This window comes from Escherichia sp. WS1451, from assembly GCF_046487365.1.
Lineage (GTDB): Bacteria > Pseudomonadota > Gammaproteobacteria > Enterobacterales > Enterobacteriaceae > Escherichia > Escherichia coli.
Genome location: NZ_JBJQJP010000014.1, coordinates 49,894 through 74,001, shown reverse-complemented (window position 1 = coordinate 74,001; position 24,108 = coordinate 49,894). Strand labels below are relative to the sequence as shown.

Below are 24,108 nucleotides of genomic sequence, written 5' to 3'. Positions count from 1 at the left end.
TTTCTCAGCATGTAGACGCAGCCTTGTTAGCGGCCATGAAAGATACCTTTGTAGCAAAGTTACTTTCCGGTATTAATTTTTCAAAGGTCCAATTGTTGGGCATAAAAAAGCCGGGACAAAATGTCCCGGCTTTATATTTAAAAATTTATTACTCACTGCTTGGTATTGATACAGTGTTTTCAGACTTACTTGCCTCTTCAGCCGGTCCGAAAACTGTCACGTGCTGCGTTGCAAAGTCTCCACTATCATCATAAGCAATTACTTTTATGTCCTGCTTACCACGGTTAAGGTTTTTAGAAAGTGTAGCCGTACTACCGAAAACGTTCCTTAATTCGCCGTTGATGAACCATTCATATCTAACCATTTTTCCATCAGTATCATCACATTTATTGGTAAAGCTCCAGCTTAGGTTGGTTTCCGTGTAGCTCAATGTACAATTAGGCACTGCGTTTTTAACGACATCAAACTCAACAGATGCTGAACCTCTCTGTCCAAGTTTACTAACAACATCAATTGTGATCTCGTATTTCTTTTCTTTTAAACCCGAAATCAGTTGAGCCCAATAATTTTTGCCGCTGGGTATTACCTCACCGTTCACCTTGTATGTGACCGTATCTATCGAGTCCGCCGAATGAGATAGCTTGATGTTTGACCTTAAGGTTACATCGAGTGGAGCTCTCATATATTTGTTAGAGAACTTGGGTGTCATCTCAACGTTCATTGGCGTTTGTTCATCGACAACAAAGGTATTTTCGATACGCTGTTCATTGTTGCGGTTATCTTTGAAAACAACCATCAATGTATATTTGCCAGGATTTTCAATTGTAAATTCTTTGGTGTCACCTTCATCTTTAGTGATTACCAGATTCTCTTTGTCGTAAATCCATTCTCGGGAATAAGTAACACCAGGATAGTCTCCATCCTTAATACCGCTCAACGCAACGCGTAGGGTGGTCGGTGCCATGTCGTATTTAAGTTTGGAGCTTATTTTCATTTCGGGGAATTTATAAACCCACGATTTGACAGAAACTCTACGGGTAGAAACCGTATTCACCTTATTGTCCGCTAACCATGCACTGTATTCAAAAGCAGCATATCCCTGTTTATCCAACATTTGCTCAGTAAGGGTAACAGACAGTGTAGAGCCTTTAAATGTCTGGCCATCCGGTGTTTTCCATTCTTCAACTACGTTATTACCATTCTGGTACTTACTGTTAGGGTTCGTGAACTTACCTTCCAAAGTAACTTTTTGACCAACCTCTACCTTAGAAACCCCCGTTACCGAGACAGAAAGGCGCTTGGGTTTTGCGGCTGCCAACCGAGCAGACGTTTCCTTCCATGAAGACTCCTCTGCCAGTTCATCGGAATCAAGGTAACGCATCCGGGCATAAATCGTAGACGGTAGGGTATCAGCTGAAGCCACAGTGTAAGTTGTATCTCCCTGCACCCAGTTGACTTTATCCTCTGACCAGAGAACCTCAGCGGTGCCTGCTGGTATAGGCTCATCGTTATCAAGCAGGGTTACAGGTACATCTGAGCCCTGAAGAATGTCTGTCACATCTATACTGAGCTTAGGCTGCTTGTAGGTAACTACCGTTAAGGCATCTGTGTAGGAAACCTTAGATGTGAATTTATTGGTCATTTTTGCCCTATAAAGCCACTTTCCTACTTCTGTCTTTTTGATACTTACACTTCTCTTTCCGGTCATGTCGGAAAGCATATTCCAGGTTTGACCATTATCAGAGGACTGCTGCCATTCGGTGGGGGCAAGTGCGTCAGAGTTAGCAGTACTGGCAGATTTGAAGCTTACCAGAGTACTAAGTGGGATCCTTCCGATAATAAGGCTTTTCGACAGGTTACCCTCCAGTTCCTCACCTTTATAGATTCGAATGCCTACAGCACTGGTCTCACGTTTCATTTCAAAATCAGAGAATGGCGATCTGACCTTAGCCACACCAACCAGACGCATATTACCCAGATCCATATTTTCAATTTTAATCTTGGTTTCGACAATGCCCGCATCATTGACCGGCAATGCTTCAGTCAGCGCAGTTCTTTCGTATGTAGTTTTATAACGGCCTGTTTCTGGATCTTTGCCGTATACACTTTTTTGCGAGTATATCGTGACGTCCCATTCTCCCATTGTTTTACGGTCAAATGCACTTTTACGTGTGGAGTTGTTATAACGCCCCACTGTTACCTTTAAGGGCACTTCAAGAGATGTGGCTGTTTTTCTGTCATCCACTTCCATCGATGCTCGAATATTGAAATCAGGCACCGTATATACGTTGAGTGTGTCTGTAGTTCTTAATTCTGGATCCTTTGAGTATTCTACAGCTATGTCAAAGACGTTCTTTGTCCACAATGGTGCAGCAGCAACCTTAACCCTTTGTACAAAGGTCGTTGCATCGTTGTTTGAGGAACGATTTTTAAATGACGTTTTGACAGCCTCAGAGCCGTTTTGAGAGACGATCATCGTAACGTCAGCTGGTACCACCTTCGCTAATATTCGAGCGGCCTCCCCCCCGGTCGTATAAGCCAGAGCAGTGTTCGGATTGATGCCAGCTATGACTTTATTCTTTTTGTAAGAGATGATCGGGTTGTATGGTAATTGTGTGGTCAGAGTACGGCGATTCCTTGCGGATACCGCTTTAGAGCCCTTCCCGTTAATCATATAGACTTGATAGTCGAGCAGATTCTCACCTGTTTTATTAAAGAATCCAGTTAGACCCGGGGTACGTCCTTTAAAATAGAACTCCAACCCATCAGGGACATTGTTCCACTGAGGGTAGCATGCTGTAACATCTGATTTTTCCCCATACCAGGCGAGGTAAGCATTCGCATTTTCCTCTGTGGTAAACAGAGTGCATTTATCACCAGCTGTTTGACTAAGCAGGTCCGTATACTGACGTACACGCGAGTAAAGAGTTACGTTTTTTTCCAGATTCTTGAGAGTGAATCCAGTAGGTTGATAAGTGAAAACGGTACTGAAATTAACGTTTTTTCCATAAAGGTTTTCAGCCACCACAGTAATCTCGTGATCCGAATTAACTGCTAAATCGTCTCCAACCGGCAGGTAGTAAATACCTCTATAATTTGTAGGTGTTAACGAAACTACTTTGTTGTCTATTGTTACTGATTTTATGTCAGCAACCCCAGCCTGCCCCTGGAAAGCTGCAACGATAATCTCGTTCAGGAAGTATACGGGTGCTCGTTTAGTTAATACCTGCCCATCTTTGAGAACCATAAGCGTTGGGTTATCAGACAGCATCAGTTTGCTTTCAGGCTCAGTGTACGTAGAAGAGTTTTTGCTCGTATTTTCTACTGTAAAAGTCGCTGCGTAGGACCCGTTTATAAGATCCGTTAAGTCGAAGATATAGAGGTACTCATCACCGACTTTTTGAGGTCCACTTACCGGCTGTAAAGTTCTACGTAAAGGGGTTGCCCAGGACTGTTTGAAATCAATCTCAGTGCCATCATCTAAAGTCACTTTAGTCGTCGGTTTAAACACGCCATCCGGAGTCATAGTGAGCGACATAGCTGTTGGGAGCCACCATTCACCTTCTGTTTCTTGCTGGGGTACCTTAACGGCCACAGCAACGGTTTTGGCTCCGGTATAGATGTCCTGGCCACCTACTTTGATTGTTTTAGCCTCATCGGTAAAATTCCAAAGTGTATGGTCTACTACAGGAGGCCGATAATCCCAGTTAACAACAAGCTTTTTGGATTCAGGAGGTGCGAAATAATTATTCTTAGAGTTTGCTGTAATTGTGATATCACGTGAACCCAAAAGTTCATCTGTATCACTGGCCTTAATGCTTCCAACTTCAATGGTACAGGAAGTTCCGCCAATAGGAACTTCACAGGCGGAGCCTGAACCTATTGAGATGTATTGAATATAATTGCGGGGCTCAACAGAAACAGCGATATCTTTGATCGCTTCATCCTTTAAATACGATTTGAAAGAAAAGCCGTCATAGACTAATCCGTTCAGGGATGATTTAAGACCGGTGATAGTAGGTTTTACCGGTGCCACACTTTTGATTGAATATTCACCTTTTACTATTTCAACTTTTTTCCGTTCAGAACCAGAGAAGTAAGAAATCTTGTAAGGTAGTTTTAAATCACCGGTGGTGTTGGGAACGCCTGAAAGAGTGAAACCGTTAGAAGTAAATCCCAAGGTATTGGGTAACCACTCAAAAAAACAAACGAGGTTATCAACAGAGGAAGTCGCTCGATCATCAACCGTTACATTACAGGCTGTGCCTGCACCTGAGGCAGTGATAGTGTTAGAATTAACGTATGCAACAAAGTCGCCCGGCCCCGGGTCAAAGGATACGGCTGGCAAATCAGCCTGTAGCTTTCCTGAAATCATAATCGCTTCGGCGTAGACCGCTTTAATCGGAGCAATTAAAGAAAACAACAGGGCTAAACCTAAACCTGATTTTCTCATGACGAATACCTGTTTTTCTGAGCAAAATTAAACTCACTTTACGATGAAAAACAGAAATATCCGTTCGTATAACATTTAAAAAAACCTGTATTTTTCCATGTATTCCGTATGTTAATACGCTATTTTGAATTCTTGGCTTCAGATAAGCGAAGCGCGGTAATTATAGACTCGGAGCTTACCCAAGGCGTTTTTTGAGCAAGATATCCAAGTATGTAGAGGCCAATTTTAACGCAGTCCATTTGTGAGACGGGGACCATGTGCATGAAGGGTTTTAAGCCGTCTTTATCGACTGGAACTATCCCTGCTGATAACAACAAACCGCCCCTCTCGTTTGGGGTAACGCTTATATTTTTGTATACGACGTGGCCATGATGTGAGGTTTTCCTCTTATCAATTTTTAAAGTATGCATGATTCTAAGAAATACAGATGCCATCTGCATAACTTCATTCGTCGACAATTTTAGAAGTACAGAACGGTTTGAGCCCCAGTCATAATCTTTTTTGGCGTTCCTCGGAGCGACGTGCAATGTAAGATAATAATTATCAATCTCATTTGAAAAAGGTGAAGGTTTTGATGAGCTAACATCTTCATTGTTCATCTCAATGACAAGTGCTGCATCCTGACCAAAAGCTTTTACATTATGGTTTTTAAGAGAGAAGTCTGAAGTTGCCATATAAAAAGTCACTTTTGATAAAACCACATACCACCTAATGATTCATCATCGGCAAGATGCTTGAAATTTGAGAGTGTATATCCTGTTTTGGTTTCAGAAATCACCATGCTGTAAGATGCCGTATGTACAAGGCGAGAATTGTTTAGATCAAGATCATCACAAAAACCAGGGCTTTTGACGGGGTCAGCCTTTTCAACAAAAGTTACTTTTGAAGCGATGCCGTTGATCACGATTTTCTCGTTATCAGCAATTTTAATGTTTAAAGAAGGCGAGCTTTTATCACATGGCAGGAAGAGTGATGTCTTTTTAAATGTGTTTCCAGTGAAGTCCAAAAGGTCAGGTTTAACCGGAACATTGTTTAGGATTTTATAAACTCCAGCAAATGCACATATCACAACAAAACCAGATAAAACATATCTAATCTTAGACTTCATCCCCCAGTTCCTCTCCTAAAAGTTTTAACGCACTTACGCACATAAGCCTCAACTGATACAGTAAGTTATCAGCGGTTATTCCACCAACGAAGGTAACTGTACGTCGTATTGATGCTCCGCCAGGCTCGCACTGGATATGGCCGATACCAGAATCACGGAGGAAGTCATTTTCTGCACTTACAAGGTCTGACTCTACAGGTGGAATGATAACTTCAATGAGTATTGTATCAACTGGGGCCCACTCCCAATCGAACTTAAGAGAGGAAATTGGGGATATAGAAACAAGAAGCTCATCAATATTAAAAATTACGGGTTTTATTCCCATAACCTCAGACTGAATGAAGTGGCTTTCTACCATAACTACCGGAAACTCTGAAATAGTCAGAACTCCGATTAACTGGTCTCGGCGTAAACCATGTATTAGTGAGTTGCGAGATAGCATTCGATCAGCCTTTATTATAATAATCAAACATTTGGGACAAGAACAAAAGGGATTACAGAAACGAAGATTCTACATGAACATCGTTGTCAGTGACCTTAGGTCCATCGGGTATAAGGGTATCAAAAAATCCTTACATAACCATTAAAGCACAGAGACTTTATAAGTAAAATAATAATTAAGTACCAGATTTATTAAGATAATTCTTAGGTTTTTTACAAATTTAGGAAAAATCCGCACTTCCTGTAACAGCACCCAAATTAACCTAAAATACCGTTTCATTAACAGTAATTTTACATACCCAGGTGAAGCCTGAAATTATTATAACAAAAAAAAGGCCAGCAAGTATGCTGGCTTTCCTGGTAAGACAAGTTGGAACTCAGAAGTCGATTGTACTGTCTCTCACCTATCTTGCCAAAGTTGCCAGTCGCTTGTTTGCCTTAGCTTTAGATTTTATGCTTATGGAGGCGGTTTGATTTTCATCCGATACTTTTTCTAGCACTGGCACCACAGCGGAAATGGACTTTTCTTTTGAAATTTTGGATGCATCTGAAGAAAGTGGGCTTTCAGATGGTATAGAGGTATCGCTTCCCTCATTTTCAATCTTCACACCAAAGCAGGCATGTTCCTTTTGTACAAGGAAGGTTTCTTTTACAGAAACAGAATCCTGCTTTGAATTATCTAATTGTAGAGGTGTTAAATACTCCTTAAACTTTTGATCTAAGACATTCTCTAGCAATACATTAATAGGAGGCTTAGGTTCAGTATCTATAGTATTTCCATCATTCAGAAACCTATTAAGATCTGCAAGTGTTAATCTTTCGTTTAAACCATTTATAAAATTTGCCAAGTCAGGAAATAAATTATTCAATACCAACCCGGTACTAATAGCCGACCTAATTAAATCCAGTTGGTCACCCCTATGAGAAAGTTCTGTTTTTTTCAAGAAACTATAAACATAGGGTGCTTTTCTTTCGGATATCCAGAAAGACCGGATCTGAATCCGGTCGTTATCTGCCTTATTTGAGATAGGGTTTTTAGCCATGTTCTAGCTCATTATTCTGAATAAATAGTATCAGCAATTGCCAAAGATAATGCGAACTGCGGATTGTCTACCATGATAACTTTAGCCGTTTCAAAATGTTTACGAATAGCTGTTTCGATGAGATATGAACCTCCCCCAACAAGGAAAACATTATGAGGCCTCTCTTCGACTTGTGTAACCGCTCTGATTACTTTACTTTGCAACTTCTGTACCGCAGAGTTTACCGCATCAAAAACACCGTCACGCTTGTCCTCTGCAACCTTCAAAGCTGATTTATCATGACGATTATCAACAAGATGATGAATGTAAGCATTACTCGTATTCAGTTTCTCAGATTCAAGATACCTGCTGATCTCATCGTAAACAATAGAACAACCAATACGGTCAAAACCTTTTACTTTCGAAATCTGTTCTAATTGCCCAGTAATACTTGCAACATCAAGAGTAGTACCACCAAGATCAATTACCAAACTTGATTCAAATGAAGCAATATCCTCAATTTCATCTGCCCGGGTCACAGCTGGTAAAGATTCAGGGAAAACAGTCACAGACAAAACGTTGAAAGAATAGCGTTTACCGTCAAGATAACGCTCAACTGGTTTCATCAGGTTATCTTTTTTTCTCTGAATATTTTCAATATTCGTTTCCCCTAAAGCAGTATAGAACTGGCTAAGAGGTAAAGTAACAAAGAGGTGAACATCCTGAGGAACTAAACCAGAAGCATGAAGTGCATGGTGAACATTTAACCGGCTAATTTCATCGTATTGGTGAGATACATCAGTCGATTCCAGTGAGTTACTAGATTCGCTGTGATGCGAAAACCTTTCCAGCCCATCAATAAGATAGTTAAAAGGATTGAGACCCTCATGGCGAACACGGAAATCTGGAACAAAACTATTTTGTGTGAGCAAGGGAACTAATTCGTTTCTTTCATTAAGACAAACCAGTTTTGCAGCTTTACTTCCATCATCGACAACGATTTTTAAAGCTTCAGTGATATCCTGCAATGATTGTGAAACAGGACTTTCAGATTTTAATAGTTCAGCCATAAAAACTCTCTTTTATTAATAGGACCATATTAGATATTAACTTTATACATTAATGGTGACCTATTATCAACATCAACACTATTAAAAAAATACGTAACTCTATGTTATTTCAGCATCCTTCCATTTTAAATACATTACCGTTAAATATCCTGTATTCATGAAGTAAACATGTTTATAAAGGAGCCAATTATAATCAGAAAGTTACTTTGCATCCTAAGTATGAACTGTTTGAGAGCCAGGACTGGAGCCTTTACCAGTAAGTAACAAAGGTCCTTAGGCTTAGAATCCAAAATGACGCCTTTATGTAAAAAAATCATAGCTCGAAATACCGTATCATCGATGTAAACATACGTAGAGGAATTTATGGCAGCTGAGCACGTCCAAACTATAGACCTTACAAACTTCTCGGGAAGGATTTTCTTTCTGGCAGATCCTCATGGACATTACTCTGCGCTGTGCAACTTGATTCAATCAGTTACAAAGCCAGAAGAAGAGATAGTAATTTTCTCTACTGGAAATTTGTTTGACTATGGGCCGGAACCCATAGAGTTGATGAAGGCGATAAACAGTGGCTTTTTCGATGGACGTTTTGTGAGGCATTTCTCAGCTGCCGGAGCCGGAGAAGAAATGTTAAAAAAATTGTTACCATTAAACAAAGACCGGAGAACATTTTACCCCAGCACATACCTCAATGAGAGATGGTGTGTAATGGGCGGAAAGTGGCATAAAGCTGTAAATCGTTACTATTTAGAGGAAGAGGTAAAAAAACTTCTTAATACCCAGCTTGGTACGATGATGCAGATTTTACTCAAAGGCGATATAAAAATTGGGGTTTGCCCTTCTGATTACGCCCCTATCCGCACATCATTCACTGATACTTATAATGCGCTTCAAGCATTCAACTATGCCAATGTGAATATTTTTCAGAGCCAGTTTCTATTCGGTATGGACCATGCCGTAATACCAATGATGATAAATGACGTCAACCTTATGGTCCTAGGTAGGAATCCTGTAAACAGCATTCGAAAAGCCCATGGTCGTACTCAAAACAATCTTCCAGTACTGATCGGTAATTGTTTACATATAAATACTGGATCACTCTATATGTCAAAATTAGAAGACCAGGTAATAGTTGCTCCGGGTATACCGCCAACTGACTCACCAGCACTTACATTAGTAGAAATAATCATGAAGAACAATCCAGTTTTATTGTGTCATCAGCTAATACAAACAACAAACAAGTTTTATTCACTTAAAACCTATCCGTTAGAACTCGATTCGATTGAAAACAACATTGAGGTAACAAGATGAAGATAAAATGGAAGATTATCTCAATTTCAACATTACTTTTGCATCTTCACGCAGCAGCTGCACCACATCAAGAGAAAGAGCAAAGAAAAGATGCTTTTTCTTCTGCCGCTCAGAAAAGTGATTCACTTATATCTGCTAAAGCGGAGCTTATAAACGGAAGGTGGTTTATAAATGGTAAATATAGGCCTGTTCTAAAGACCAGCATGACCAAAACCAATTTCTTAGAAATCATGAATGTTTCAAATAAAGAATCACTTTTTATGGTGATACCGAAACTTGAGTATAATATCATTGCCAAAAATAAAATCTTACTAAATGAAAAAATTGCATTAAGCGAAGGCACATCCGGAAAAAGCATTATTTGGGTCGAGCCTAAATCAAGTATAACTATATCGTTTATAAATGACCTTGCTAATACGCCCCTTCAGGCTATCGTTTCGATCACAAGAAACAACAAAGATGTAATTGCCATCTTTGGACCGGATCAGGGTAAAGGGTTTACTCTTCCCGGAAAGACATCTAATGATCAAGTGTCCGTTCCTGACGATTCTGATCTAAATATAAAAAAACTTAACATACCTCAAAGTGTTGGTAATTCAGTAACCATCAATCCTAAAGAGAAGAATTACCTCTTAGTTGGACAAGTAAAATATAAAATCTTATCTCTTCCGAAATATCAACATTTAGAATTTTCTGAACCGGTTTATATTGAGAAAAGAAAAGATATCCTCGGTGGTTATCGTTATTGGACGAAAGAAACAATTCTCTACCCCGGTGAATCATTATCTTTTATAACCAGCGCCAAAAACAATCTAAGGAAGCGGGATGATTAAAGTTATCACACTTTTATTGTTTGCATTACTGACTGGTTGTCAGTCAGTAGAAAGTAAAATCGAAGAACTCCCGATAGTTGGTTTTGACCCTATTCTATACAATAAAAGTGAGGCCTTTACTGACGGAAAAGTTACTTTACGTGTCGAAAGTTCAGGAACTGATGTTTGGCTTGTCGCCAAGAATGGAACCAGAAGTTTTATTGAGCTTTCAGGCCTAACGCTAGGTGGTAGTCGTTGTGCTTACAATGCCCGTAGTAAGCAACTTTTGCCCCCAGGCAGCGTAAGCACATTCGTAGTTCCTACGGTTGGAATGCTTGGACTTTGCTTCAACAATGAAGATCAACTTATGTTTATTAACCGTGCTTTTAGCAGAATCTCTCCCAAAGCAAAAGGAAAAGATTCTCTTTCTCTTTTATTTTCTGTTAGTTACGATTTTCCCGGAAAAGCGGACCTAATTAATAACCACGATTTTCAAGAGTTATATCTTTTATTTTTGAATGAGGATAATCTATGAAAAAAACATTAATTGTTATTTTATTATGTTTTTGTCACTCAGTTTTAGCATATCCATACCGTATCTATACTGTCCCGGAAGGGGCATTAGTAAAAAACATACTAACTAATGAATATCTAGGAAAAACCCCTGTGGTTGTGGACGTGAGCAATACCGAAGCTGGTTCTACTTTTGGGATTTCTTTATTTAGACATGAAAATGTTGCTATAAAGATTTTTACAGTAATGCCTTCAGCAGAAAATAATTTTGCTGTTTCTGGACCTGACGTTGCAACTATGTCATTGCCGGGCAAAGCACCTTTAAACGTAGTAAATGATGGGAATGGCGCTTCTGTTCATATAGAACTAAGACCTTATATGTCTGAACCTGCGCACACCCCATATTAATATAACAAGAAATTAAAAATATAAATCATATGAACTGCATCATAAAGATGCAGTTCAATATTTATTCTGATACTTTTAATTTTTCTTTTATGAACTCCTCTAGCTCCTTAATAAAACCCGCACTTATCCTATTGAATTCAATGCGAATTTTTCTTCCAGTATTGTTTTTACTGATTCTTGCATACTTATCTTTGTTATCAAAAGTAATAAGATCACTTGTTTCCCATTTTGTGGAATAAGATTTTTCACAAACACTTTCCACAGATTGTGTGATTTTCTCCATTACAACTTTTTGGGCAACTTGGAGATCTCCAATGTCTAAATCTTTTGTTTCCTCTTTAACATTATCTATTACTTCATCTAAAGGAAATAGATTTTTTTGCACATATTTCTGTAAACGAGACAAGCGACTATAATAGGAGTTCGGTATTCCTTCATAATCCGGGAATAAAGAGATCAATGTTTCGTCAATACGTGCCGCCTGGATTCTTTTGGCTACCGATACATGACTAATCCCAAGATATGCTGCGAGTTCTTCATTAGTAGAAAATCCCTTTTCTTCCATTTTCTTGATAAATTGAAACCCAACTTCTCTATATGAAAATTTTCGAGATGTTTGTGCTGCGGATATAATTGAATTTATATCATCTTCGGTTAGTTCATCCGGTAGTACCCACAGGGGGAGATCCTTTTCTGCCTTTATACAGCAGAAACGTCTGCGACTTCCTTCTATTAATAAATAAACCCCATCTCTTTTTACAGCGATCCCTTCGGTATCGACCCCTCTTTCTTCAATCTGCTTAAGAATATCTCTAACAGAATAATCTGTAAGGGCTTCTTGATTTCGTGGGTTTGCTGGATGGACTAAGGTCTCCTTCTCCACTCTCTGGGCTGGAACAATCACATGTTCCGCTTCAAGTCTTCGGCCCTTATGAAGAGTGAATAACTTTTTTATGCGAGGTGCTGTTTTCAAACCCGCAAGACCTGAACGGTGACCGACTTCTGTCCGCTTTGGTGCGTTTAAATATCGAGATTTATCATTCCCGATATGTTGCTCATCGCTCATGCGTTAACTCCTTGCTTAGCTGAAAAACTTTTTATTTCATTTATAAATTGTTGATATACCTGTAATACAGATTCTTCTGCGACATCAAGTTGCTTTGCGGAACAAAGTTCCTCTGATTTTTTGATATCAAGCACTGTACGCCCTTTGGAAGCAGCTGCCTTAAATGCTTCAGAATTTTTTATGTTAGCGGACATCAAAAGGTCCTGAACAGTTCTGATTAATTTATCCAAAACTATTCTTTCATATGGACTTTTGTCATCAACATTGACAGCAAGAACTTTGAACCATTTTAAATTATCGCCCTTACTTGGTGATTGTTTAAACCTTTCACTTATTGTAAGCATGAAGTCTGTAGTAGAGGCGTAATCATATTCACGTGGTGACACTGCGACAAGAATCCCATCGGCCGCTTCGTCAGCAGCCCAGATCAAAGGTGAATCTTCAGGTGGAGTGTCTATAATAATCAAATCATAGTTCTGCTTCAGTACCGGTAAGATAACTTCCTTGAAACGTAGTAACAAAGACGTTCGTTCTTCTCTAGAACATTGCCAGTATTTATCTTTAAAACGAGCATCTGTCGGAAATGCCGTTATCACGTCCAAGTTTGGCAGATGCGTTGAAAAAGGCATATTAGTGATGATTTCTTCTTCAGAGAATCCTGAATCTAAATATTTTTTATACTCAGAATTTTCTTCATAAATTCCAAGGATTGCATCAATTGCTGTAAGGAAGACATCATCTTCTGAGACACTTTGAATCATGCTGCTTCCAATCGAACCTTGTGGGTCCCATTCGATCATTAATACACGTGCATTCAGTTGTAGATCTAAAGCAGCTGCTACTGCTAAAGCTACAGATGTAGTGCTTTTCCCTGTACCGCCTTTATGATTCTGAGTAACAATAGCTCTGCTAAAGTAATGATCGCGGTACTTGGGATAACCCAGGGCATCCATTATTTTTTGAACATCCCAGCGGGTGTAAAGATGATTTTTGTTTTGATAAATAGGTGCACCAACAACTTCTTTTTCTTCTAAGTCCGAAAGTATTTTATTGAACGTTACTCGTGACTTCCCAAAAAAATCAGAGAGATTTTTTTTATTTAAACAGTGGTTGTAGATCAGTCTATCAACACCATCAACACTATCATCAGAAACAGATACTCTTGATGAAGCCATCAGAGATTCCTTAAGAGAAATCTGCTCGCTTTTCATGCGCTGACCAACGAGGGCGATCTTTTCAAGTAAATTCATGGTTATGACCTTTTTGCACTGAAAACCGACTTTTACGCATATATGTAAACTTTACGCATAATGCGTCCATTTCATTGTTATACGTACAATTCTATCCTTTGTTTCAATCCTAAGCTAATGTTTGTTTACTTTTTTATGATTTTTTGTGAGCTTAACTTGCAGATGAGAGCTCAGACTCTCTAGTCCATACCTAATGCTCATTCTTTTTAAACCACGATTCTTGTCGACTTCTCTACGCTTTGACGTTATGAGCTCCATTAATGAATCTTCACGCCTACCCTATTTCTTGCTTAGACCCTAAAATCTATCTCACCGGTGTGCTGATTTACGTTTCCTAACTGTGAATCGTTGTCGTCAGTCCAGTCTAAAGATATGAGGTGTTAATCTCTTGAGTAGGCCCACTACGAATTATGGGAGCAGAGTTAGCAACCTAGCCCAGAACTGAAACCCAACTTCAGGAGGCAACCCCAGTGTGGCGATTAAGGGGGTTAAATCTGCCAGCGGCTGACAGTGTCCTAGCTGCTGCTCAGTCACACCACGCCCTGATTAAATCTCCTGCCCGGTATTGTAAGGACCGAAAAAAGCCCGTGCATTTGTGTCGGCAGACCGGCATGAAGGAATATGACGTTAATCTGTATCAGCAGGCACTTTTCGCATGATGGGAGCAAGTGATAGCAACCCCGCCCAGAACGGAAGGCCAGCATCAGGACAAAACCCAAGTTTGGCGATTAAGGGGGTTAAATTTGCAAGCGGATGACAGTGCCCCAGCTGCTGCTCAGTCACACCACGCCCTGAGTAAATCTCTCGCCAGGTCTTGTTATGACCGAAAATAGCCCAAGCACTGGTGTCGGCAGACCGGCATACAGGAATATGACGTTAATCTGTATCAGCAGATACATTTCGCATTATGGGAGCAAGAGATAGCAACCCAGCCCAGAACTGAAGGCCAGCATGAGGACAGAACACCAGTTTGGCGATTAAGGGAGTTAAATATGCAAGCTGCTGATAGTGCCCCAGCTCCTGCTCAGTAACACCACGCCCTGATAAAATCTCCTGCCCGGTAATGTAATGACCGAAAAAAGGCCGTGCACTGGTGTCGGCAGACCGGCACGCAGGAAAATGACGTTAATCTGTATTAACAGACACATTTCGCATTAGGGGAGCAAGTGATAGCCACCCAGCCCAGAACTGAAGGCCAGCATCAGGACAGTACCCCAGTTTGGCGATTAAGGGGGTTAAATCCGCCAGTGGCTGTAAGTGCCCGAGCGGTGTATAAGAAATATTTCCCGAAGGACAATCTTTCGCTCGTACGATGAATAAAGTGTTCAACCCGGGAGCGGGGATCACTTAACCTGCTTAGCCTAAATCTTACGTCATTCTCTAAACGGAGTTTAAGCTTAATGGTCCTTAGAAAGTTAAAAGGACTACCCATAATGACGTCTTGAGATGGCGAATAAAGGGTTTTAATCTGCCAGCGGCTGACAGTGCCCCAGCTTCTGCTCAGTCACACCACGCCTGATTAAATCTCCCGCCAGGTCTTATTATGACCGAAAATAGTCCCCGTGCACTAGAGTCGTAAGACCGGCATACAGGAATGAAGCTTAAATCTTTATCAGGTTGCAAGGTTCGCATCATGGGAGCAAGGGCCTTGAACTGTAGGTTAACATCAGAAAATCCCAGATTGGCGATTAAGGGGGTTAAATCTGACAGCGACTGAAAGTGCCTTCAGATGCTGCTCAGGTATATTACAACCTGAAAAAATCAAGCGTCTGTTCATGCGAATATCGAAAAAAGCTATGCACCAGTTTCGGCAGACCGGCATGGAGTAATGAGACGTTAATCTGTATCAGCTGGCGCATTTCGTATCATGGGAGCAAGTGTTAGCAACCCTGCCCAGGACGGAAGGACACTATCAGGACTGATCCCAGTTTGGAGATTAAGGGGGTTAAATCTGCCAGTGGCTGACAGAGCCTTCTGATGCTGCTCAGACATACTATGCAACGATAAAATCACCCGTCCGTCCTTGTGATTATCGGAAAAAGCCATGCACCGGAGTCGGCAGATCGGTATGCAGTAATGTGACTTTAATCTGTATCAGCAGGCGCAATGGGAGCAAGTGTTAGCAACCGAGCCCAGGACGGAAGGACACTATCAGGACTGAACCCCAGTGTGGCGATTAAGGGGGTTAAATCTGCAAGCGGATAACAGTGCCCCAGCTGCTGCTCAGTCACACCACGCCCTGATTAAATCTCTCGCCAGGTCTTGTTAGGACCGAAAATAGCCCGAGCACTGGTGTCGGCAGACCGGCATACAGGAATACGACGTTAATTTGTATCAGCAGGTACATTTCGCATTATGGGAGCAAGTGATAGCAACCCAGCTCAGAACTGAAGGCCTGCATGAGGACAGAACACCAGTTTGGCGATTAAGGGGGTTAAATCTGACAGCGGCTGACAGTGCCTTCAGATGCTGCTCAGGCATACTACTCTCCCTGATATAATCTCCCATATGTTCTTGAGATCGTCGGAAATCGCCCATGCACCGGTGTCGGCAGACCGGTATGCAGTAATGTGATTTTAATCTGTATCAGCAGGCACATTTCGTATCATGGGAGTAAGTGTTAGCAAACCGAACCCCGCCCAGCACGGAAGGTCAATATCAGACCAGAATCCCAGTTTGGCGATTAAGGGGGTTAAATCTGCAAGCTGCTGACAGTGCCCCAGCTTCTGCTCAGTCACACCACGCCCTGATAAAATCTCCTGCCCGGTAATGTGATGACCGAAAAAAGCCCGTGCACTGGTGTTGGCAGACCGGCACGCAGGAATATGACGTTAATCTGTATCAGCAGTTACATTTCGCATTATGGGAGGAAGTGATAGCCACCCAGCCCAGAACTGAAGGCCAGCATCAGGACAGTACCCCAGTTTGGCGATTAAGGGGGTTAAATCCGGCAGCGGCAGTAAGTGCCCGTGCTGTGTTAAAGGAATATTTCCCTAAGGACAATCTTCCGATCGGCCTTTTGTATAAAGTGGTCACCCCGGGAGCGGGGATCACTTTACCTGCTTAGCCTAAATCTTACGTCAATCACTATCCGGAATTTTAGCTTAATGGTCCTGAGCAAGTTAAAAGGGGTACCCCTAATGACGTCCCCAGATGGCGATAAAGGAGTTAATTCCGCCTTCGGCTTACAGTGCCGCAGCTGCTGCTAAGGAACACCACGCCCTGATTAAATCTCCCGCCTGGCCTTGTGATGACCAAAAATTGTCCGTGCACTGGCGTCGTAAGACCGGCATACAGGAATGAGGCGTTAATCTTTATTAGGTGGAAGGATTCGCATCATGGGAGCAAGGGCCCTAGAACTGTAGGCTAACATTAGAAAATCACAGATTGGCGATAAAGGGGGTTAAATAAGTTAAAAGTCTTCGGTGAGCAAATTGGATAAATTTTCATAAACCAAAGCGTTAATATTAAACTTTTAGAAGAATGATTAAAGGATATTAAGTTTTGTATGCAATATGACACCAGTGATCTGTTTTCACTAATAATGCCGCGCTCCTTTGATTACCTTTGGTAAACAAAAATGTAATTTACGTGAATTTCATCTTATAAAGTCAGTATTGATGTTATAAATTTTGTTTACTTAATGCGTACACAACCTAAATGCGATTTGTAATTATGTCACTGTTTTTAAGCCATATTAATTATAAAACCAAAATTTGCAGCACAGTGATGAACTCATTAAGTCATAACCTCATTTGTTTACTTAAGGCATACAATAAAAAACCAGATTCTTATGAGACATCTGGTTTAATTGTTTTTGCTTGAAGATATTTACTCTACGCGGCCAAACCCGCTGCTACTTCTTGAGCATAGAGAATTTCTATTGCCTCGCCATAGCTACAATTCTCGCGGCTTTGAATTTCCCATAATTTACTCCTGTCAGCACTATCCGTAGTAAAACAAAGCTCCATTTTCCGGTCTACGTATAACCGACAGATCTCTTGGAAGTTTTCGAACCTGACTAACATCTCTGAAAACACCTTTTTGACTGTACGAATATTTTTCATTCGTTCATATTCTGCATCTGAAGTAGAAAAATATTTATTAGCCTTCATTGCTTCAATGCTTTCTTTTTCTTGTTTCATGATTATCTTCCAAGGCGAGTTAGCAGTCAGGGCCCGGCCAACAGAAGAAGTAAAATAATCTTCAAACGACTGTGTGATACAGATGCCAGCGCAGTTTGTTTTCCTGAACCTACGCCATGCCGCTTCGAGGAAGGAAGAGAAGAATTGGTTTGATTGATTTCCGGCACCTGATGAATTATCAGGACGAATGTACTCCCAAGCTTCATCTAGGATGAACAAGCGACGACGCCCATCTTTTTTGATGAACATTGCATGCTGAGCAGCCTGAATGATAGACATTAAAACAACTGTCTGAAGGTGGGGGGTGCCTTTTAGCTCCTCCAGTTCCAAAACAATAAATCTGCTGTCGAAGTTGATTGGAGGCAACGTATCGGTAAACCGGTGCCCATAAATTCCACCTTCGCACCATGCTCCGAGTTGCTCCCCAATATCCTTTATACGTTTGTCTTCATGCTTCTTGCAACGCAGAGCAAAGCCGGTTATTGAACCGGTCCGACCTGATTTTCTGGATTCCTGGTACTCTTCTGCAATAAGCTGAAGCATCACTGATTGTTGATAATCATTGATAAGGCCTTTCTCTGAAGCCATAATTTTTAGCTGATTCAGAACCATTATGGTCTGAGCAACTTTGTCTTTTTCTGCATCGTTTGAAGTTGATTCACCGGTAAATTCAGGTGCTTCGTTAAATACATCGTCGTTAACAGTGATGTCAGTTAGGAAGGCAAAGGGATTTAGGGTGAAGTCAGGGGTTTTACCGAAATCAATAAATTGACTGTTTGTATATTGTTCCGCAATCCCCTGGTAAGAACGCCCCACGTCCACTACAAAAACTTGAGCACCATCAGGATCATCATCTGGGTATTCGTTTTCTAAAAAATGCTTAAATGTTGAGCGATAATGAACGAGGTTATTAGATCGCGGTCCAGCTCCAAGATAGTTATTGATTAGATATGCTGTCCAGAATGACTTGCCTGCACCTGACGTTGCACCAATAACCATGTTATAGCTTGCAGAAGTCTTGAAAATATCAAGTCCCATGAGTTGACCTTCACGAGAAACTAAACTCAGTACTGGTCTATCTGTATTACCTTTCCAGGGCCCAAAGATCGGCGTCATATGAGCCGCTCCGGTGTTGCTCACTACTTCGGATCGGTCAAGGTCGAAAATTGTCTTTGGGTCATTGCACATTGGCAGACATGACATAAATGACGGGAAAACGATAAAGGAATCATCTGCTACTTTGACCCGGCTTTCGAGGTAAAAGGATTTGAGATCGTTAGCTGCTGTCTGCACAGAATTGGCATTACTACCCATAACAGTGAAAGTAAGATACCCTCTTAAAAGCTTTGCGCCATCCTCAAGCTCGCGAGTTACGGCCATGTAGTCATTATCCATATCCCGCAGGCGAGGGCAGAATGTGACAACTGAAGGTATACTTGCCTGTTTATTAGTGATTGCTTTGTAGCGGACGTTTTCTTTTGACAACTTGAGCGGATCGGCAAACTGAACAGTCTGAGTGATCATAAATGGGCTGAAAATTGTCTTACGTCCATGCATCCAGTTAACTACTAACTCATACATACAACCGAAATTGACGTATTCAGGAAACTTTACAACGGAAAGTTGTTTGAAGTAACGATGCTCAGATTCGTCGTCACTTTGTGTGACTGATGAGAAATGATTTTCTGTGACTGTATACTTACGGCCGGGAACGTTAACTTGTTCATTAAGCCTTTTCATAGTGTTAACGTCTATAAAACCTTCAGCCCACCGAGAGTTCTTTCCGGGGTTTACGACCTTATCTATACAATAGAGCCAGTTTTCTGCATCGACCTTAAACGGATGCAGTCCAATCGTAATTAACTTACTTACAAGTTCAGAGTAAAGTGAATCGATACGCGAATGTTCCAGCTCGGTAGGAAGGGCAGACTGTAAAGGAATCGATAGCGAGATCCATACCTGAAAATCCCTCAACATAAGGTTATCATGATCAGGTTTTAAAGGCTTATGCATACTTCTGTCGTAGTAGTCCAACTGATAACCATTAAGCAGATCTGCTTTAAGCTTATCGTTCCCAGTCATACGCCCACCTCGCACAGCTGACCAAGCACTAAGCTGTAAAGTCAAGTCTGGCAATGCAGTCAGAGATATTTGACAGACAGTATCTGTAGGAAAATCCATTTTGAACATTTCAGCAAGAACATCTTGCTGATTATCAAAAACTCCAGGTGATGGATTACAGATAAACATAAACCCTAATCTGTTGCCATCAATCAAAAAATAGTGAGTCCCTGCTAATTGATCGTAAACAGGGATAAACCCACCTAATTGATGGCGATTTAAACCGCTATTGTAATTATTGATAGCTTCCATATTTGACCTTACAGTTGTCTAACAAGGCCGTTCGAAGAGACAGCTTTAGTTGCTTTTTGTTGCTGCTGCATATTTTCCCGGGCCGCATCCTGTACTTCTAAAGGAACTATGCGAGCTGGGTTTGAGGTCGAATTCTTGCCAGCAATCCATGTTTGCGGTTTTACGTTGACATAAACGTAGCCGGGAAGATTAAGCGCATCGTTATCATCGGTATAAGGTGCAAAAGTAATTCTCATTACTTTCCCCTGTTGCAGAACAGCAAGTGGTTCAGGAGCCACTACAGCTTGTTTATAACCTTGCGAACGGTATTGCTGGATCTGCCCAGTGTTGAGAGTAGGGTTAACGGGCTGGCCATTGTAAAGAGAGTACATATCCTTGCCAGGGCTGATATCAGAATTAGGTGCAACGTAGCGTGGTGCATTTCCAGCAGAAACCGGATAGCTTGTTTGTTTAACGACTTCCGCAGCCGGATGAACGAAAGGGTTACCAGCTGAAGAGGCAGTGCTATAACTGCTAGTCATCCTTACGTTTGAATTAACCGGTACACCAGAAATAGGCCGTGGTCCAATGGATGAAGTAGGGGCACCCATTTTTAAAGTTTTATCGTACATGACAGGTAACTGACCAACTGGCTTAATTTCGGTTTTTGAATAAGCCACAGGCTGATTTTTAAGGGTTGTAGACTGTGGATATTTGACTTCCCCTGGAGGGCTAATTTCAGTTGGATAACGGCTGTCATTGACAGCCGATTTCTCCTTTCCCGATTCCGACTCTTCCCCCGCAAGTGCAGACAGATCATCTCGATTATTAGTTAACTCCATAACTTCGCGAGGACCTTTACAGATAACGCCCTTTTCAATGCCTGGACATTCGGATTCGGAACTCCCGATGGAGCACCCCGTAAGATATGAGGATGTACCTACAACCAGAGCACTGAGTACCAATCTTTTGATGTTCATAAACTAGCCTTAATTTGTCTCAAATGGATTTTTTAAGAGAGGTTCAACGCTTTGGTTCAACCAGTAGTCGAAATCTTTTGGAATGCCATTACCAGCCAAACCATCCTGTCTGACAACTGAAGGTACACCCTGCAATTTATAAATTCCTGCGAGCATCAATGACGCTACCAAAGGTTCCGCCGGACATTCTTCTGCTTCTTTTTGAGAGAGCAATCTTTTTTCAATGTCGGATTTGCTTCCCATTAGCCAACGAAGAATATCGAGGTTGTTTATTTTTCCTTTTTCTTTACTACACCAGAGCCTTCTAAGCTCTTCTTTTGGCTCACCGGGTGAGGGAACTAAAACAATATCTATCCGATACTTGTCCCGATCTGCATAAAATTTCTTAACAAGTTCCATGCAACCGTCACAATCAAGTGTTAAGAAAATGGCTGCTTGTCTCTTAAGCTTTGAATTTCCCAGATGAATGGACGCTACAGTTTCCAGAGGGAAGGGGGCCTCATCAAGACTAATAAAATAGGAATTTCTGATTTCTTCTACAGTCAGAACAGGTTTACGTTTAATTACATCAACAAGGCTTCCCCCAGTAAGGGAGTATCGGCCATCGGTCGTTACTGCCATTAGCTGCGAACGCTCGTCCTGAAAGAGGTATAGCCCACCAGAAGGAATGTATATGGCATCCTTAGGTTTATATCCTTTCATTTTTGATAACGCACCCGAGATCTGACTGGGTGAAACGCCGCCTTCCTTTGCCTTTGCCATTAACGCAGCAGCATCACTATTAGTTAGGACCTGCTCTGAAGCATAAGTGACCGTATTCGCCATAATGGCGAAAGCCGCCATTAAAGGGAAAAGTAACTTTTTCACTATTGGGTGCCCTCTACTTCTTTGCATTATAAGAACTTGATTGTACCGCTTCAGAGCTATCTTCAAGTTCCATATAAGTGACGATTTCAACACTATCCGGTACAGTAACGGCAAGCGTTGCATCAATAATTAAATAGCCACGGTCACGGTAGATCTTCATTAATGTTCTGAAATATTCTTCGAATTGAGTTCTATCATTGTCAGCAGTACGGCCTCCGTGATGCTTGAAAAATTCCTTACGTAATTCAGGCATGTCAAGCACTGCAATCTTGTACGAAGGCTGTGATTGTTTATTGAAGTAATCGTAAACATTCATAAAGCCTTTATAACCATAAATAATGACCAAAACGGCAAAGGCGAAGAAAAATAAATACTTCAATATTTTTTCAATATCAATTTCGAAGGTAATTTTTTTTGTTGTCCTTTCTCGCACCATTTTTTTAGTGATTTCAGGTCCAGCTGATTCAGTCGATTCTTTTTTTTCTAAACTATCCATTTAAACCTCAGCGACTGGTCAGATTCGTTGGAATTGTAGTTCCGGTCTGAACGACAAATGTAATAGCTCGGCCAGGGCTAATTTCTACGATTGGCCACTGTTGTTCTGCAATTGCGGTGTAGTAATCGACGAGTCGATTAAGGCCACCTTGAGCTGCACCAGCCCCGGCTAATGCCCCAAGTGCACCAAAATTAGGGGACTGATACTGAGCCTGTGAATTAGGGTCGATGTTAAGTGAAGATACCTTACTGGGGCTTAAGCTACCGGCAAGTGAAGAAAGTCCACCGGCAAATGCAGCTCCTGCAATTGCGTTACCATTTCGGCTGATAAGCGTGCCTCGGATCCCATTTTTTCCGTCATTTTCACTTACAGCATATGCTTCCAGTTTTACGTCAAAAGCTTTCCCTTTTGAATTAACACAAGAGATAGAAGTGGCACGTATGTAAGCACGCTGTGACGCCAAATCACCAACAGCTGAACCCAGAAGGTTACAGTCACGCAAATCCATGGTGAAATTATTGGGCATGATGACATCTTTTTTAATACGCATTGTTACTGGCATTGGTTCTGATTTGGAAGAAAGGCTTGTAGGCGCTTCAAGCCCGGTAATCAGAACACCAGTGATAATAGATGTTGCCGGAAGAAACATTTCATCTTTTCGGGCAGCATGCCGCGCTTTGCTATCAACTGGCGCAGTACCATCACCTCGTACAGTCCGAGTAGGCGCTTTATCTCCTGCAATGACCTCTCTGCCTTCCTTGATTCTGTTTTCAGACACGGGCATAACCTGAATGACACCATCGGTACCATTAGTCTTAATGGAACTTTGTGTGATTGTTCTCATCGGGCTATTACGCGTAGGTGTGATAGACGCGTAATTAGGGTTTACGCCATTAATCGGCGCATTAGCATTAAGCTGATAAGGAGCTGCCGGTGCCTGCTCATTAATCGTTTTACGCGAACTACCAGCATCCAAGTTACGATTGCCGTTTCGATTAGTCTGCATATCATTAATTTGCTGAGACAGTTGCTGAAGTTGAGAAGTTAAACTTGCAACTTGGGCTTTAGTTTCCTGTTGGGCTTTTTCTGCTTTTTCGCGGTCCTCTTTCGCCGCATTTTGATCAAGTCGGTTTTGCTTAACCATTTCCTTATATACTTTCTGGCTTTCTTCATTACTCAATTTGTTCATTTGCGAATCATCTAACAACAAATTGGTCTGCATGTCTTTTTTCTGTGTTTTCTTTTCTTTCTTAACTGGTGTGGAAAAAATAGACTGGCTAATAATATAAACAATCACTACCAGCAGAGCGCCAATAACAGAAAGTCTGACGGTCTTATTTTCCCAGGCCTTTTTAATGTCCATGATTAGCTCCACTTGTAGGTTTCTGGAATCGTTTAATTTTTAGATTTCGTTCGCTGTCAGACATCTGAGGAACGATATAGGGATCACCTGCTCTGGCCCAGTTTTCACGAACAGATGGATGATTCATTTCAGCTTTATCTATCTGGCTCGTTCTAGATATTTCATGTTTGTAATTAGGTTCCAAAACGTTACTTTTGTGATAGTCAAAAGCATTCTCCTCATTAATATTGTCCTCTCCTACAAATTTATCAATAAGAGTTGGATCGTTCATTATTACTGTCTGAACGGGAAAAGCGTTACTGCCATCTTCGATACTAATGGGTGCGTCCGGAACGATTAATACACTCCTTTTTGGTATATATTCTGACCTGTAGTAAAAGCTGGTTAAAGCAAATACGACAAAACCAATCACGGTGGCCCCAAGCAGAGCAGGCAAAGTAACTTTTCCCAT

At 41.3% G+C, this 24,108-nt stretch carries 18 protein-coding genes; 4 read left to right on the top strand and 14 right to left on the bottom strand.

The window, feature by feature from the left end:
- Positions 1–148 precede the first annotated feature (148 nt).
- The 6 genes from rsp to parM all read right to left on the bottom strand — a co-directional run bounded on the left by rsp (position 149) and on the right by parM (position 8,094).
- Entirely contained in the window at positions 149–4,453 is a 4,305-nt protein-coding gene (gene rsp / locus ACJHX7_RS17615; protein WP_072756792.1) for an IncHI-type conjugal transfer protein RSP, read from the bottom strand.
- A gap of 119 nt (positions 4,454–4,572) precedes the next feature.
- A complete protein-coding gene (locus ACJHX7_RS17610; protein WP_000235777.1) occupies positions 4,573–5,127 on the bottom strand; it encodes a hypothetical protein in 555 nt (184 codons plus the stop codon).
- An 8-nt stretch (positions 5,128–5,135) separates the two neighbouring features.
- Complete coding sequence (locus ACJHX7_RS17605; protein WP_000836980.1) at positions 5,136–5,561, bottom strand: hypothetical protein; 426 nt, start codon at positions 5,559–5,561, stop codon at positions 5,136–5,138.
- The gene (hdtA, locus tag ACJHX7_RS17600) at positions 5,551–6,003 is read right to left on the bottom strand and encodes a H transfer determinant A (protein ID WP_000952689.1); all 453 of its coding nucleotides are present in this window, start codon (positions 6,001–6,003) and stop codon (positions 5,551–5,553) included. The genes ACJHX7_RS17605 and hdtA overlap by 11 nt, the downstream gene beginning before the upstream one ends.
- 403 nt (positions 6,004–6,406) lie before the next feature.
- On the bottom strand, positions 6,407–7,045 hold the full coding sequence (locus ACJHX7_RS17595) for a hypothetical protein (protein ID WP_001107537.1): 639 nt from the start codon (positions 7,043–7,045) through the stop codon (positions 6,407–6,409).
- Positions 7,046–7,056: 11 nt separating this feature from the next.
- On the bottom strand, positions 7,057–8,094 hold the full coding sequence (gene parM, locus ACJHX7_RS17590; RefSeq protein ID WP_000818955.1) for a plasmid segregation protein ParM domain-containing protein: 1,038 nt from the start codon (positions 8,092–8,094) through the stop codon (positions 7,057–7,059).
- 363 nt (positions 8,095–8,457) lie between these two features.
- Here parM and ACJHX7_RS17585 point away from each other — a divergent pair, with 363 nt between their 5' ends.
- Genes ACJHX7_RS17585 through ACJHX7_RS17570 form a run of 4 tightly spaced genes read left to right on the top strand, consistent with a single transcriptional unit; the run spans position 8,458 to position 11,138 of the window.
- Entirely contained in the window at positions 8,458–9,405 is a 948-nt protein-coding gene (locus ACJHX7_RS17585; protein WP_000718594.1) for a metallophosphoesterase, read from the top strand.
- On the top strand, positions 9,402–10,238 hold the full coding sequence (locus ACJHX7_RS17580; protein WP_042634275.1) for a hypothetical protein: 837 nt from the start codon (positions 9,402–9,404) through the stop codon (positions 10,236–10,238). The genes ACJHX7_RS17585 and ACJHX7_RS17580 overlap by 4 nt, the downstream gene beginning before the upstream one ends.
- Positions 10,231–10,752, top strand: coding sequence for a hypothetical protein (locus ACJHX7_RS17575; protein WP_071653549.1), 522 nt, complete (start codon positions 10,231–10,233; stop codon positions 10,750–10,752). The genes ACJHX7_RS17580 and ACJHX7_RS17575 overlap by 8 nt, the downstream gene beginning before the upstream one ends.
- Positions 10,749–11,138, top strand: a complete 390-nt coding sequence (locus tag ACJHX7_RS17570) for a hypothetical protein (RefSeq protein WP_001572421.1) — start codon at positions 10,749–10,751, stop codon at positions 11,136–11,138. Before ACJHX7_RS17575 ends, ACJHX7_RS17570 begins: the two co-directional genes overlap by 4 nt.
- A gap of 61 nt (positions 11,139–11,199) precedes the next feature.
- Here the strand turns inward: ACJHX7_RS17570 and ACJHX7_RS17565 are convergent, their stop codons facing one another.
- The 8 genes from ACJHX7_RS17565 to htdO all read right to left on the bottom strand — a co-directional run bounded on the left by ACJHX7_RS17565 (position 11,200) and on the right by htdO (position 24,108).
- Entirely contained in the window at positions 11,200–12,204 is a 1,005-nt protein-coding gene (locus ACJHX7_RS17565; protein WP_032192066.1) for a ParB family protein, read from the bottom strand.
- Positions 12,201–13,454, bottom strand: a complete 1,254-nt coding sequence (locus ACJHX7_RS17560; RefSeq protein ID WP_032084678.1) for a ParA family protein — start codon at positions 13,452–13,454, stop codon at positions 12,201–12,203. Before ACJHX7_RS17560 ends, ACJHX7_RS17565 begins: the two co-directional genes overlap by 4 nt.
- A 3,836-nt stretch (positions 13,455–17,290) precedes the next feature.
- A complete protein-coding gene (locus tag ACJHX7_RS17555; RefSeq protein WP_410231670.1) occupies positions 17,291–19,972 on the bottom strand; it encodes a TraC family protein in 2,682 nt (893 codons plus the stop codon).
- A gap of 8 nt (positions 19,973–19,980) precedes the next feature.
- Entirely contained in the window at positions 19,981–20,931 is a 951-nt protein-coding gene (gene trhV / locus ACJHX7_RS17550; protein ID WP_104770244.1) for an IncHI-type conjugal transfer lipoprotein TrhV, read from the bottom strand.
- A gap of 9 nt (positions 20,932–20,940) precedes the next feature.
- Positions 20,941–21,693, bottom strand: a complete 753-nt coding sequence (gene htdT, locus ACJHX7_RS17545; RefSeq protein ID WP_183079335.1) for a protein-disulfide isomerase HtdT — start codon at positions 21,691–21,693, stop codon at positions 20,941–20,943.
- Positions 21,694–21,811: 118 nt separating this feature from the next.
- The gene (locus tag ACJHX7_RS17540) at positions 21,812–22,294 is read right to left on the bottom strand and encodes a hypothetical protein (protein WP_000377633.1); all 483 of its coding nucleotides are present in this window, start codon (positions 22,292–22,294) and stop codon (positions 21,812–21,814) included.
- 7 nt (positions 22,295–22,301) lie between these two features.
- Complete coding sequence (trhB, locus tag ACJHX7_RS17535) at positions 22,302–23,657, bottom strand: IncHI-type conjugal transfer protein TrhB (RefSeq protein WP_000351841.1); 1,356 nt, start codon at positions 23,655–23,657, stop codon at positions 22,302–22,304.
- Entirely contained in the window at positions 23,647–24,108 is a 462-nt protein-coding gene (gene htdO / locus ACJHX7_RS17530; RefSeq protein WP_000521240.1) for a plasmid transfer protein HtdO, read from the bottom strand. Before htdO ends, trhB begins: the two co-directional genes overlap by 11 nt.